Raw genomic sequence first — 12,604 nt, 5'->3', positions numbered from 1 at the left:
GGAGGAACCGGCCATGGGCCGAGTCGCCACGACGAGCCGCACCATCCTGACCGCCACCGCGCTCGGCGCGGCCGGCGCCGGCGCCGGGCTGGCCGCGCAGCGCCGCGCCGTCCGCCGCCTCCAGCTGCGTCCCGACCCGCACGCCGGCGAACCCTTCGGCTCCCTGCGCGGCCGCCCGGTCCCCGTCCGCGCCGACGACGGCACCCGCCTCTACGCCGAGGTCGACGGCGGCGACCGCACCGACCTCGCCGTCGTGTTCTCCCACGGCTGGACCCTCACCCAGGACTCCTGGCACTTCCAGCGCAAGGCCCTGCGCGGCCTCGGCCGGCTCGTCTTCTGGGACCAGCGCGGCCACGGCCGCTCCGACGGCGGCGCCCGCGACCGCCACACCTTCGACCAGCTCGCCGCCGACCTCGGCGCCGTCATCGACGCGACCGTCCCCGCCGACACCCCCGTCGTCCTCGTCGGCCACTCCATGGGCGGCATGACCACGATGCGGTTCGCCGACGCGAACCCCGACCTCATCGGCCGCAAGGTCGTCGCCACCGGCCTGCTGTGCACGTCCTCCGGCGGCCTCGGCCAGGTCACCCTCGGGCTGCCCGCGTTCGTCGCCCGCACCACCCAGCGCGTCCTGCCCCGCGCCCTGCACGCCGCCGGCGCCGGCTCCGCCGCCATCGAGCGCGTCCGCCACCTCGGCCGCGCCGCGTCCATGCTCGTCGAGGACCTCCTCGCCTTCGGCCCCGACGCCTCCCCCGCCGCCGTCGCCTTCGGCGAGCAGATGATGGCCGACACCCGCATGGACGCCCTCGCCGACTTCCTCCGCGCCATGATCACCGCCGAGATCATCAGCGACTGCGGCCGCCTCGGCGCCGCCGACACCCTCGTCATCGGCGGCGAGAACGACATGCTCACCCCGGTCGAGCACAGCCTCAAGATCGCCGACTGCGTCCCGAACGCCCGCCTCGAGGTCGTCCCCACCGCCGGCCACATGGCCATGCTCGAACGCCCCGCCATCGTCGCCGACCACCTCGCCGACCTCATCGAGCGCGCCCGAAAGACCGCCTGAGACCGCGCGGGCGTTCCCCGCACGGCCTCCGGGCGCGGGGCGCCCTACGGCCGCGCGGGGTTGAGCCGCCGGCAGCCCAGCCTCCGGATGGCCCCGCAGCGGCACGGGCCGCCCTGGACGGGCCGCGCCGTGCAGGGGCACGTCGGGCGGTTCTGCTCGGCTTCGGGCCGGATGGACGCGCTCGGACGAACGGTGTCGGTGGCGGGCTCTAGGCTTCCTCCTTATGGCTAAGGCGAAGGCGGCCAAGGCGGCCTACCGGTGCTCGGAGTGCGGGTGGCAGACGTCCAAGTGGGTCGGGCGGTGCGGGGAGTGCCAGACCTGGGGGACGGTCATCGAGGGGGCCTCGGCGACGCCCGCGCGGGTGGTGAGCGCCGGGCCGGTCAGCACGCCCGCGCGGCCGATCGGGCAGGTCGACGTGCGGTCCGCGCGGTCCCGGCCCACCGGGCTGGACGAACTCGACCGGGTGCTCGGCGGCGGCATCGTCCCCGGGGCGGTGCTGCTGCTCGCGGGCGAGCCGGGGATCGGCAAGTCGACGCTGCTGCTGGAGGTCGCGGCCCTCGCGTCCGAGAAGGGCGATGACGGGGAGACCAAGCGCGTCCTGTACGTGACGGGCGAGGAATCGGCCGAGCAGGTGCGGCTGCGGGCCGACCGGGTGGGTGCGATCACCGACGAGCTGTACCTCGCGGCGGAGACGGAGCTGTCGGCGGTGCTCGGGCACGTCGACGCGGTGGAGCCCACGCTGATGGTCGTGGACTCGATCCAGACGATCGGGACGTCGGAGGTGGACGGGGCGCCCGGCGGCGTCACGCAGATCCGGGAGGTCGCGGCGAACCTCATCCGGGTCGCGAAGGAGCGGGGCATCACGGTCGTGCTCGTCGGGCACGTCACGAAGGAGGGGGCGATCGCGGGCCCCCGGCTGCTCGAGCATCTCGTGGACGTCGTCCTGTACTTCGAGGGCGACCGGCACTCGCGGCTGCGGATGATCCGGGCGGTCAAGAACCGGTACGGGCCCACGGACGAGCTGGGCTGCTTCGACCTGTCGGAGGTCGGCATCGTCGGGCTGCCCGACCCGAGCGGGCTGTTCCTCACCCGGCGCGAGGAGCCGGTCCCGGGGACGTGCGTCACCGTGACGCTGGAGGGCCGGCGACCGCTCGTCGCCGAAGTGCAGGCGCTCGTGGCGAAGTCGCACCTGCCGGCGCCGCGCCGCGCGACCTCGGGGCTCGACACGTCGCGGGTGGCGATGGTGCTGGCCGTCCTCGCGCAGCGCTGCAAGATCTCGATGCACGAGCAGGACGTCTACGTGTCGACGGTCGGCGGCGTGCGGCTCTCCGAGACGTCGGTGGACCTCGCGCTGGCGCTGTCCGTCGCGGGCTCGACCGTCGAGCAGTCGCTGTCGAGCAGCCTGATCGCGCTCGGGGAGGTCGGGCTGGCCGGGGAGGCGCGGGTGGTGCCGGGCGTCCAGCGGCGGCTCGCGGAGGCCGCGCGGCTCGGGTTCAAGCACGCGGTGGTGCCGCGCGGATCGCTGGAACTGGCCGACGGGTCCCCGTTGAAGAAAGCCGACCCGCAGCTTTCCAGCTACGAGGGGATGAAAGTGATGGAGGTCGACAGCCTGCAGCAGGCTTTGCAAGTCGCCTTTACCGCGCCGTGACGCGGGTAGCGCCAGAGTATTACCCGGTGCGGCCCCCGGTTGCGACCAGGGGAGGAACCGGCGAACGGGGCCGCTCGGTAAACTGACGCCGTCCAGCGACCTCCGGGGGCCAGGTGCCAGCACACGACAAGTCCCATGACGAACGACGCCGCGCCACGCTCGCCGCGGTGGCTCCGGGCACCCAGATCAGGGACGGTCTGGAGCGCATCCTGCGGGGCCACACCGGCGCGCTGATCGTGCTCGGCTACGACGAGCTGGTCGCCGAGCTGTGCTCGGGCGGGTTCGAGCTCGACGTCGAGTTCTCCGCGACGCGGCTGCGCGAGCTGGCGAAGATGGACGGCGCGATCGTCCTCGGCACCGGCAACAGCCGCATCGTGCGCGCCGCCGTGCACCTCGTGCCGGACTCCACGATCCCGACCGAGGAGTCGGGCACCCGGCACCGCACCGCCGAGCGCGTCGCTCGGCAGACCGCGCACCCGGTGATCTCGGTCAGCCAGTCGATGCACATCATCGCGCTGTACCTCGACGGGATCCGCTACGTCCTGGAGGACTCGGCGGCCATCCTGTCCAAGGCCAACCAGGCCCTCGCGACGCTCGAGCGGTACAAGCTGCGGCTCGACGAGGTGTCCGGGACGCTGTCCGCCCTCGAGATCGAGGACCTCGTCACCGTCCGGGACGTCAGCGCGGTCGTGCAGCGCCTCGAGATGGTGCGCCGCATCGCCGACGAGATCGAGGGGTACGTCGTCGAGCTGGGCACCGACGGGCGGCTGCTGTCCCTGCAGCTGGACGAGCTGGTCTCGGGCGTCGACATCGACCGGGAGCTGATCGTCCGGGACTACCCGTCCGACGACACCCGGACCCGCGGCGTCAACGCGATCCTCGCCGCCCTCGACGTCCTGTCGGCCAACGAGCTGCTCGACCTGTCCACGGTCGCCGAGGTGATGGGCTTCGCCGGGCCCGACGCGCTCGACCTGCCCGTCAGCCCGAAGGGGTTCCGGCTGCTCGCGAAGGTCCCGCGGCTGCCGAGCATGGTCGTCGAGCGGCTCGTCGAGCACTTCGGCGGCCTGCAGAAGCTGCTCGCCGCCAGCATCGACGACCTGCAGGCCGTCGGCGGCGTCGGCGAGTCGCGGGCCCGCAGCGTCCGCGAGGGGCTGTCCCGCCTGGCCGAGTCGTCGATCCTGGAACGCTACGTCTGACGCTGGCCGACACCGCGTCCGGCGCTGGCCGACACCGCGTCCGGCGCTGGCCGGCGCCCGCGTCCGGCGCGGGTCAGCGGAGCCGGAACACCTGCCGCTTGCCCTTCCGGTCGTGCAGGTCGGCGACGTACGTCCCGGGCCGGGCGCCCGTCCCGTCGCAGCCGCGGCGCCGGTCCCACACGATCTCCCGGACGTAGGGGACGCCGCGGCGCAGCGACACCCGCGCCGCGTCCCCCGCGCGGCATCCGGCGGACGACCAGATCCGGTCGTCGCCCGACGTGATCCGCAGGTCCAGCGATCCGGCGTCGAACTCGCACACGTTCCCGGCCGTGTTCACGACCGTGACCCGGAACGCCGGCTTCTCGCCTTTCGCGTACGCCTTCCGCGCGGCGTCGAGCGTCACGACGACGTCGTCCTCCGCGCAGCCGGCGCCGTCCTCCGCCGGGGTCGGGGTCGTCGTCACGGTGACGGTGACGGTCGGCATCGCGGTCGGCGGGGGCGGCGGCGTCGCGGGCCCGGCGACCGTCCGGGTGACGGGCTCGTCGTCCGTCCCGCCCACGCACCCCCAGGCCAGCATGATCACGACGCCGAGGACCCCGGCGAGCGCCACGGCGCGGCGGCGCCAGTACCGGTCGCCGTCATCACCATCCGTGTCGATCTCCATGCGGTCAGTATGCAAGGACCGAAACGGAAAGAAGAGCAGACCCGCCGCGTGCCACAATGGCCGTCCGCCATGACCTCTTACACCGACTCGATCATCGCCTGGTACGACGCCAACGCCCGCGACCTGCCGTGGCGCGCGGACGGCGCGACGCCGTGGGGCGTGCTGGTCAGCGAGATCATGCTCCAGCAGACGCCGGTCGCCCGGGTCCTGCCGGTCTGGCACGCCTGGATGGAGCGCTGGCCGACGCCCGCCGCGCTCGCCGCCGAACCGTCCGGCGAGGCCGTCCGCGCCTGGGGCCGGCTCGGCTACCCGCGGCGCGCCCTGCGGTTGCACGAGACCGCCCGCGCGATCGTCGAGCGGCACGGCGGCGAGGTCCCCGACGCGCACGCCGACCTGCTCGCCCTCCCCGGCATCGGCGGCTACACCGCCGCGGCCGTCGCCAGCTTCGCGTTCGGGCAGCGGCACGCCGTCCTCGACACCAACGTCCGCCGCGTCCTGTCCCGGCTGGTGTCGGGCGAGGAGTACCCGCCGAAGTCGCAGACCAGGGCCGAGGTGCGGCTCGCCGAGTCGCTGCTGCCGGACGCCGCGCCGACCGCCGCGCGCTGGGCCGTCGCGGTCATGGAGCTCGGCGCCCTCGTCTGCACCGCCCGCTCGCCCCGCTGCGCCGACTGCCCCGTCCTGGACCGCTGCCGCTGGCACCTCGACGGCCGTCCCGCGCACGCGGGCCCGCCCCGCCGCGGCCAGACGTACGCGGGCACCGACCGGCAGTGCCGCGGCCGCCTCCTCGCCGTCCTGCGCGACGCCGACGGCCCGGTCGGGAAGCCGGCGCTGGACGTCGTCTGGTCCGACGCCGTCCAGCGCGAACGGGCCCTCGACGCGCTCGTCGCCGACGGCCTCGTCGACCCCCTCGACGACGGCCGCTACGCCCTCCCCGGCTGACCCGAAACCGCATCCTGGGCCGCGTGTGTCACTATAAAATCGAGTCGATGACCCAGGAGAGCGTCATGATCGCGGATCAGGTGCCCGATTGGCTGCGTCCCCCACCTGAAGGTTGGACGGCGGACCATCTGGACGAACTGCCCCCCGGCGCTCCACGCATGGAGATGATCGACGGAGCGCTCATCATGATGTCCCCCCAGACGAGTTTCCACAGCCAGGTCGTCCGCCGCCTGGCCAACGCGCTGGAGGACGCGGCGCCCGCCGACCTGGGCGTGGAGACGGAGATGAGCGTCAAGCTGGGAGAACGTCAACGTCCCGAACCCGACATCGTCATCTTCCACGTGCCCGAAGAAGGGTCGCGACGCACCTTCTATCTCCCGAACGAGGTGATCCTCGTCGTGGAGGTGGTGTCCGACGAATCCGAAGACCGGGACCGCGACACCAAACGCACCAAGTACGCCGCGGCCGGAATCGAGCACTACTGGCTGGTCGAGAAAGAGCACGAGCGGCCGGTCCTCCATACTCTCGAACTCGACAAGGCGACCGGCGCCTACGTCGCCACCGCGATCGCCCGTGACCGCCTCAAGGCCGACGTTCCTTTTCCGATCGACATCGACCTGACGACTCTGGTCAGGCACCGGCCGGCCTCCTGACCCCGCCCCGCCCCGGCGGAAATCCGGTGGCTTCGCGGTGCGTGCGGGCCGTAGCGTGCGGCGGGTGCGCGATCTGCTGTCCCTGCCGAAGGCCCACCTGCACGTCCACCTGGAGAGCACCGTCCGGTGGGACACCCTCCGCGAGATCGGCGCCGCCAACGGCGTCCGGGTGCCCGACCGCGTGGGCGCGTTCGGCGGGTTCGACGCGTTCTTCGCGCAGAACGACCTCGTCCGCGCGTGCCTGCGGCGCCCGGACGACTTCCGCCGCATCGCCTACGAGTTCTGCGCCGACGAGGCCGCGCAGGGCACCCGCTACGCCGAGCCGTCGTTCACGGCCGCCGCGCACGGCGAGCGCCTCGGCGATCTCGGCATGCCGCTGGCGGCCGTCCTCGAGGGCCTCGACGCGGGACGCGAGGCGTTCGGCGTCGAGTGCCGGCTGCTGCTCGACCACTCGCGGCGCCGGCCCGTCGAGCGCGCCCGGCGCACCCTCGACCTGGCCCGGCGCCACGACGGCGTCGTCGCGATCGGCCTCGCGGGCGACGAGTCCCACCCGGGCGACCCGTTCGCCGGCGTCTTCGCCGCGGCGTGCGACGCCGGGCTCCACGTCGTCCACCACGCGGGCGAGGGCGAGGGGCCCGCGAGCATCCGGCAGGCGCTCGGCCCGGGACGCACCGAACGGCTCGGGCACGGCATCCGCGTCCTCGAGGACCCCGACCTCGTCGCCGAGGTCCGCGAGCGCCGCGTGCCGCTGGAGGTGTGCCCGTCGTCCAACGTCGCGCTCGGCTTCGCCCCGTCCCTCGCCGAGCACCCGCTGCCCGCGCTGCGCGCCGCCGGTCTCCTCGTCACGCTCAACACCGACATCCCCGCCCTGATCGGGACGCCGCTGGCCGCCGAGTACGCGCACGTCCGCGACGCCTTCGGCTACGACGACGCCGTCCTCGCCGAGCTCGCCCGCACCGGCGTCGACGCCTCCTTCGCGCCGTCCGCGACCAAGGCCCGGCTGCACGCCGAGATCGACGCCTGGCTGGCCGCCCCCTGACCCGCACGTCCCGCGGCCCGCGTCGAGACGGCCGTCCGGCCCCGGCCCCGTAGCTCAGGCCGCCGAGCCCGCCGGGACGGGTGGACAGGTCGTGCCGCGTGCCGGAACGTCCAGGTCGATGAGGTAGCGGTCGATCGTCCGCCGCATGCAGTCGCTCCGGTTGTAGCTGCCGTGCCCGGCGCCCTCGTAGGTGAGCAGGACGCCCTCGCGGCCGAGCTGCCGCGCCACGTTCGTCGCCCAGTTGTGGCCGGACGCGGGGTCGTGCCGGGCGTTCGACAGCAGGATCGGCGTTCGCAGGCCGCGCACGTCCAGCCGGTGCTGCGGGTTCGCCACCGGCCGCGGGGCGCCGATGCACCCGGCGGCGGCGCGGACGGGGCGCGTGTACGTCATGTCCGGCGCGACCCGTTCGACGCGGCGCATCAGCCGCGACCAGTGCCGGTGGTCGCGCACCGGGAGGCTCCAGTCCGAGCAGAAGACGCCGAGGAACGGGTCCTGGACGGTGGCTTCGTCGGACGGGCCGGCCGTCGGTTCGGCGGTGCGGGGGGTGGAGGTCGCGGGCGGCGGGTCGCCCGCGTCGAGGGCGGCGAGGGTCCGCGCGAGTTCGGCCCAGCGGGGGCCGTAGAACGCGCTGTAGGCCTCCTCGACGAGGGAGACTTCCGACATTCCCGGCAGGTCGCCCCGGCGCGCGCGGTCCAGCAGCCCCTGCCAGACGGCGCGGACGTCCCGGCCGTGCAGGGCGCACGCGTCCGTCCGGTCGCACCACTCGACGAACTCGTCGAACGAGTCCTGCGCGGCGGCGGCCTGGGACGTCAGGAACGCGCCGGCGCCGCGGCGGCTGTGGTCGACGACGCTCTCCAGCACCATCGCGCGGACCCGGTGCGGGTACGTCTCGGCGTACTGCTCGCCGAGGAGCGTGCCGTACGAGCTGCCGTGGAACGTCAGCCGGGACTCGCCGAGCGCCTCGCGCAGCGCGTCCAGGTCCCTGACGGTGCTCAGCGTGTCGGCGTTCCCGTAGATCGGGCCGGTGCGCTCGGCGCAGTCCGCGCGGAGGCGCTCGTTGTGGGCGACGGTCGCGTCGAAGTCGTCCTGGTCCGCCATGACCGGCGACGGCTGCGCCCGCACGAGGTCGCGCGCGCAGGTGATAGGGGCGCTGCCGCCCACCCCGCGCGGATCGAAGCTGACGATGTCGAAGTGCCGCCGCAGCGCGTCGCTGAACCGGTCGCCCTCGAGGATCTGGTGGACGCCCGAGTCGCCGGGCCCGCCGGGCCCGAAGACGAGCGTGCCGATGCGGGCGCCCGGGTCGAGCGCCGGACGGCGCGCGACGGCGAGGCCGAACGTCGCGCCGTCCGGTTCGTCCCGGTCGACGGGCAGCGTGAGCGTGCCGCAACGGGCGTTCCCGTCGTCGCCGCACGCCGTCCAGGTGATCGGTGGCGGGACGTGCGGGACGGGCGGGGCGGGCGCGGCCTCGGCCGGGCGGCCCGCGAGGGGGACGCCCCCGCCGGCGAGCACGAGACCCGCGGCGGCACCGGCGGCCCACCGGACCCGCCTGTTCTTGCGCAGCATGAACTACAGCCCTTCGCGTGGGGGAGCCGTCCTGCGGGGACGGCGCCGGTCCCCGCGGGAGGCCGGGACTCGGCGCCCGTGCTCGAGGACTTTGATCACGCTAGGCGGGGGTGCGGGAGCGGGAACAGGGGGTTCAGGGTCGGTTCAGGGTGCCGTCAGGGGCATCTCAGGGACGCCATGGAAGCGACGGGCCCGGACCGTTTGTCGCCGCCTTCACCAAGATGTGCCAGCAAAGCGGCCACTCCATTGTGGTATTCGCTCATTCTCAGAAAAGTGCGGGAGGTTGGGTCGCGCGACTCAGCGGCCGTCCAGATCCCCGTTCCGGATGGCGTGCACGAGTCCGCGCCACTGTGCCGGGTCGAGCTCGATCATCCCGGAATCCTGATCGCGCGAGTCGCGGACGAGCATCGAGGCGCCGGTGGCCGCCACTTCGACGCACTCGCCGCCCTCACGGCTGGCACTCCCTTTGCGCCAGTTCAGTGCCGCCCCCGCCGTCGACCGGTAGACCATTCAGCAACCCTCCATCCGTCTCCGGCGGGCGCCTCACGAGCCGATCGGGCGGGCGCGCCCACCGGGCAAGAGCCAAGTAGCAGGGCACAACAGACCACGACCTTGTGGAAAATTTCCCGAGCACGAGTCTAATCGCTCCCGGTTATTCCGCCTACAGCGGGAACACAAGGTCACGTTGCGTACGGTATGCACTACTGGCCTTGGGGTCGCCGGATTCGGCCGTCACCTCCGGATGGTCAGGGCGGGGGCAATGAATCAGGCCATCAGATCCTCGGCGGCCTGCCGGATCATCGCCACGGACTCGTCGGCGGGCAGCGCCTCCTCGAGGAGAAGCTCGAAATTGTCCAGATAGTCGGCGATCCGCGGGTCGTCGCCGGTGATCATCGCGTCCGCGCCGGGCCTGCCCTCCAGGTAGAGGACGTTGCTCAGGCCCCCCTCGAACTCCAGGATCGAGAAGGGTCCGTGAATGCCGAGGTGCGCACCGCCGCTGAAGGGGATGACCCGGACGCTCAGCAACTCGTCCCGGTCGGCGGTGTCGGCGATATGGCGGAGCTGGGCGGGCATGATCGCGGGGTCGGCCTTGATCCCGACGTGGCGCCGGATCACCGCCTCGTCGAGGATGTAGGACTGCCGCGGCGGGTTCTCCCTGGCGGCGAGCTCCTGCTGCCGCTGCATGCGCAGCCGGACTCCGAACGCCTGCTGCTGGTTCGACACCATGCCGGTCGACAGCACCTGCGCGTACTCCTCCGTCTGGAGAAGCCCGGGGACGACCGTTCCGTGGAAGTGCCGGATGTACGCCGCGCCGGCCGCGTATCCCACGAAGTTGAGGAAGGATTCGCCGAACTCGCCCTTGTAGGCGTTCCACCACGCGGGCTCGCGCGCGCCGCGCGCCAGGGCCTGCAGCCGCTCCTGGCGCGCCTCCGAGGTGACGTCGTACACCGAGAGCAACGCCTGCAGGTCGGTTCTGGTGATGGCGTTCTTTCCGCCTTCGACCCTGATGAGCTTCGACGGGGACCATTCGAGGCGCCCCGCCACCTGCTCTTGGGTCAGTCCCTTGTCTTTGCGGAGGCGGACCAGTTCGCTGCGCAGCAACGCGCTCTGAACGATGGGCCCCTGGTCATTGCTCATCTGGATCGTTCACCCTGTGTAGTCGACGCCATCGGTCCAAATGCCACCTAGCAGCTCGCCACCTGCCGAATCACCTGCCGTCATCCGGCCATCTGACCTGGCGATCCAGGGTGTAACGCGCATGGAACGGATTCCTGCCACGTTGCCGAACCCCACATCGACCACTCGCAGCATGCTGCATGTCGACGCGCGATGTTGTAGCGTGCTAGGTAGCAGATTAGCAGGAGTCGCACTGACATGGACCACGATGCGACCAGGACCTGAGGAGAAGTTGAACACAGCGTGAGCCTCCGGCGATCATCGGCCAAGGGCACGGAGCCGGAACTCCCCGATCATCCGCACACATCTACACGCATCTACACGCAAGGGACGGACCACAAGAGAAGAGGAGGTTGATGCCGATTCCCGGCAATTCGGACGACCGAAACGACCGCACGAGACGTGACAACGAGAAGAGTCGCCCCCACTTCCCGCCGATCACCGGTTGGCAGCCAAGAGGATCGACGGAAAGTGGAGAGCGACTCCCGGAACCGCGGAACCGCCCGACCGGTTCTCGAGGGTGCCCTGCGATAACGCGGACACACCCGTACTGACCTGGTAAAACGCTTCCTGCGGACTCACCCAGTCTAACCGCGCTCTCGCGGTACGGGCTATAGGTGATGCGGCTTCCGTCGGCCGACCGGACTCGCCCGGCCACCCCAGCGAATCCGGCGAACGCCACGGAGTCGCCCTTCGAGGGGTAAAAATGTCAACTCGGTACAAGATTCTTCCCCCGGCCATCGCCGTCCCGCTCCTGCGTCCCGCGCCCCCGCGGCGCCGAGGCAGGTGATCCGATGGACGAGCACGTACGCGACCACACCCCCGGCACGACACCCGCGTCCTGCGCCGGACGCCGCCGCAAGGACGTCCGGCATCGGCCACGGCGCACCGTCCGGTCCGCCGCCGCCGGCCCGATGGCCCGGCACGACTTCTGGGGTTCCCTGACGCCCGTCCAGCAGGCCGGGTTCCTCGCGGCGGCGGAGCCCGCCCGCTACGCCCTCGGCGAGGTGCTCTGGCACGAGGGAGAGATCGCCGACCACGTCGTCGTGATCCGGTCCGGCCGGATCCGGGTGAGCGTCCGGCGGGACGGGCGGGAGCGGCCACTCGCCGTCCGCGGGCCCGGCGACATCATCGGCGAGCGCGCCTCGCTGCGCCTGCGGCGCCGCTCCGCGACGATCGTCGCGCTCGAGGACGTCCACGCCGTCGTCATGACGACGCGCGAGTTCGCCGACTACCTGACCCGGCACCCGGAGGTCCTGACCGTCCTGGAAGACGAGCTTTACGAGCGGCTCACCGAACCTCCAGGGCTCGTCCCTGGGCTCGCCCCAGGAGAAGCGGCACCGGAGCCCATCCAGTCCTGCGCGGGCCATGTGTGCCTGCACGGCCACGCCATGCCGCTCCAGGCACCACAGGTCGACCTGTATCCGCAGCCGCCGTGCTGCACCTCCGGCCATGGGACGGTCCACGGGCCCGTCCACGGAACGCACCATGCCGTGCTGCACCAGTACGGGCCGCGGCCACAGCCCGCCCTGGGGCGCGGCGAGACGCCGCACTGGGCCGGGCAGAACTGCACCATCATGTTCACCGACATCGCGGGCTACAGCGGCGCGCACCGCGACGACGACGACCGCCTCGACGTGAAGAGCAGCATGTACGGGCTGCTGCAGGAGGCGTTCACGCTGTCGAACGTGCCGTGGGACGCCTGCTACTACGAGGACCGCGGCGACGGCGCCCTGATCGTCGTGCCGCCCGAGGTGCCGACGGCGTCCCTCGTCGACCCGCTGATCGCCTGGCTGGCGGCCCGCCTGCACCGGCACAACCGCCGCTCCAGCGAACTGGTCCGCTTCCAGCTCCGGCTCGCCCTGCACGTCGGGCCGGTGACGCCCGACGGCCACGGCGTGTCCGGCTGGCCGCTCATCCAGACGGCCCGGCTGCTGGACGCCGGACCGTTCCGGGAGCGGCTGGCGGACAGCGGCGCCGACCTCGGGTTCATCGCGTCCTCGTTCGTGTACGAGTCGGTGATCGCGCACAGCCCCGGCCACGTCGACCGCGCCGCCTACGAACCCATGACCAGCAAGGTGAAGGAGACGGAGGTCAGCGGCTGGATGAACCTGCTCGGTGGCCCGCTGCCGCGCCCCCGCGGCTGACCCGGTACCGGC

General features: G+C 72.6%; 11 protein-coding genes. 7 read left to right on the top strand and 4 right to left on the bottom strand.

Annotated elements, in window-relative coordinates:
- The first annotated feature begins 13 nt into the window (after positions 1-13).
- The 3 genes from F7P10_RS24125 (at position 14) to disA (ending at position 3,910) form a co-directional block, all read left to right on the top strand.
- Positions 14-1,066 carry an alpha/beta fold hydrolase gene (locus tag F7P10_RS24125; RefSeq protein WP_151012479.1) on the top strand — a complete coding sequence of 351 codons (1,053 nt, stop codon included), beginning with the start codon at positions 14-16 and terminating at the stop codon, positions 1,064-1,066.
- A gap of 223 nt (positions 1,067-1,289) precedes the next feature.
- Entirely contained in the window at positions 1,290-2,714 is a 1,425-nt protein-coding gene (gene radA / locus F7P10_RS24120) for a DNA repair protein RadA (protein WP_151012477.1), read from the top strand.
- 167 nt (positions 2,715-2,881) lie between these two features.
- Positions 2,882-3,910 (top strand): DNA integrity scanning diadenylate cyclase DisA, encoded by a 1,029-nt coding sequence (disA, locus tag F7P10_RS24115; RefSeq protein ID WP_254715988.1) that lies wholly within the window; start codon positions 2,882-2,884, stop codon positions 3,908-3,910.
- A gap of 73 nt (positions 3,911-3,983) precedes the next feature.
- On the opposite strand, the gene F7P10_RS24110 is transcribed toward disA, so the two are convergent.
- A complete protein-coding gene (locus F7P10_RS24110) occupies positions 3,984-4,574 on the bottom strand; it encodes a hypothetical protein (RefSeq protein ID WP_151012473.1) in 591 nt (196 codons plus the stop codon).
- A gap of 69 nt (positions 4,575-4,643) precedes the next feature.
- Here F7P10_RS24110 and F7P10_RS24105 point away from each other — a divergent pair, with 69 nt between their 5' ends.
- From F7P10_RS24105 to add, 3 genes are all read left to right on the top strand, one after another.
- Positions 4,644-5,513: an A/G-specific adenine glycosylase gene (locus F7P10_RS24105; RefSeq protein ID WP_151012471.1), complete on the top strand. Its 870-nt coding sequence runs from the start codon at positions 4,644-4,646 to the stop codon at positions 5,511-5,513.
- Between the two features lie 47 nt (positions 5,514-5,560).
- Positions 5,561-6,166 (top strand): Uma2 family endonuclease, encoded by a 606-nt coding sequence (locus tag F7P10_RS24100; protein ID WP_254715987.1) that lies wholly within the window; start codon positions 5,561-5,563, stop codon positions 6,164-6,166.
- Between the two features lie 64 nt (positions 6,167-6,230).
- Entirely contained in the window at positions 6,231-7,205 is a 975-nt protein-coding gene (gene add / locus F7P10_RS24095) for an adenosine deaminase (protein ID WP_151012469.1), read from the top strand.
- Positions 7,206-7,259: 54 nt separating this feature from the next.
- Here the strand turns inward: add and F7P10_RS24090 are convergent, their stop codons facing one another.
- From F7P10_RS24090 to F7P10_RS24080, 3 genes are all read right to left on the bottom strand, one after another.
- Complete coding sequence (locus F7P10_RS24090; RefSeq protein ID WP_151012467.1) at positions 7,260-8,768, bottom strand: alpha/beta hydrolase; 1,509 nt, start codon at positions 8,766-8,768, stop codon at positions 7,260-7,262.
- A 297-nt stretch (positions 8,769-9,065) separates the two neighbouring features.
- Complete coding sequence (locus tag F7P10_RS24085; protein WP_151012465.1) at positions 9,066-9,278, bottom strand: DUF397 domain-containing protein; 213 nt, start codon at positions 9,276-9,278, stop codon at positions 9,066-9,068.
- Between the two features lie 255 nt (positions 9,279-9,533).
- Complete coding sequence (locus tag F7P10_RS24080) at positions 9,534-10,406, bottom strand: helix-turn-helix transcriptional regulator (RefSeq protein ID WP_151012463.1); 873 nt, start codon at positions 10,404-10,406, stop codon at positions 9,534-9,536.
- Positions 10,407-11,239: 833 nt separating this feature from the next.
- Between F7P10_RS24080 and F7P10_RS24075 the strand changes: the two genes are divergently transcribed.
- A complete protein-coding gene (locus F7P10_RS24075; RefSeq protein WP_151012461.1) occupies positions 11,240-12,592 on the top strand; it encodes a cyclic nucleotide-binding domain-containing protein in 1,353 nt (450 codons plus the stop codon).
- The last annotated feature ends 12 nt before the right edge of the window (positions 12,593-12,604 follow it).

Source organism: Actinomadura sp. WMMB 499 (assembly GCF_008824145.1).
Lineage (GTDB): Bacteria > Actinomycetota > Actinomycetes > Streptosporangiales > Streptosporangiaceae > Spirillospora.
This window is presented reverse-complemented; position numbering and strand designations above follow the sequence as displayed.

Excerpts from the sequence above, each read along its gene's own strand:
- F7P10_RS24110 (WP_151012473.1), bottom strand. The coding sequence starts at position 4,574 with ATGGAGATCGACACGGATGGTGATGACGGCGACCGGTACTGGCGCCGC.
- F7P10_RS24085 (WP_151012465.1), bottom strand. The coding sequence starts at position 9,278 with ATGGTCTACCGGTCGACGGCGGGGGCGGCACTGAACTGGCGCAAAGGG.
- radA (WP_151012477.1), top strand. The coding sequence starts at position 1,290 with ATGGCTAAGGCGAAGGCGGCCAAGGCGGCCTACCGGTGCTCGGAGTGC.
- F7P10_RS24080 (WP_151012463.1), bottom strand. The coding sequence starts at position 10,406 with ATGAGCAATGACCAGGGGCCCATCGTTCAGAGCGCGTTGCTGCGCAGC.
- F7P10_RS24090 (WP_151012467.1), bottom strand. The coding sequence starts at position 8,768 with ATGCTGCGCAAGAACAGGCGGGTCCGGTGGGCCGCCGGTGCCGCCGCG.
- F7P10_RS24100 (WP_254715987.1), top strand. The coding sequence starts at position 5,561 with ATGACCCAGGAGAGCGTCATGATCGCGGATCAGGTGCCCGATTGGCTG.
- F7P10_RS24075 (WP_151012461.1), top strand. The coding sequence starts at position 11,240 with ATGGACGAGCACGTACGCGACCACACCCCCGGCACGACACCCGCGTCC.
- F7P10_RS24105 (WP_151012471.1), top strand. The coding sequence starts at position 4,644 with ATGACCTCTTACACCGACTCGATCATCGCCTGGTACGACGCCAACGCC.
- F7P10_RS24125 (WP_151012479.1), top strand. The coding sequence starts at position 14 with ATGGGCCGAGTCGCCACGACGAGCCGCACCATCCTGACCGCCACCGCG.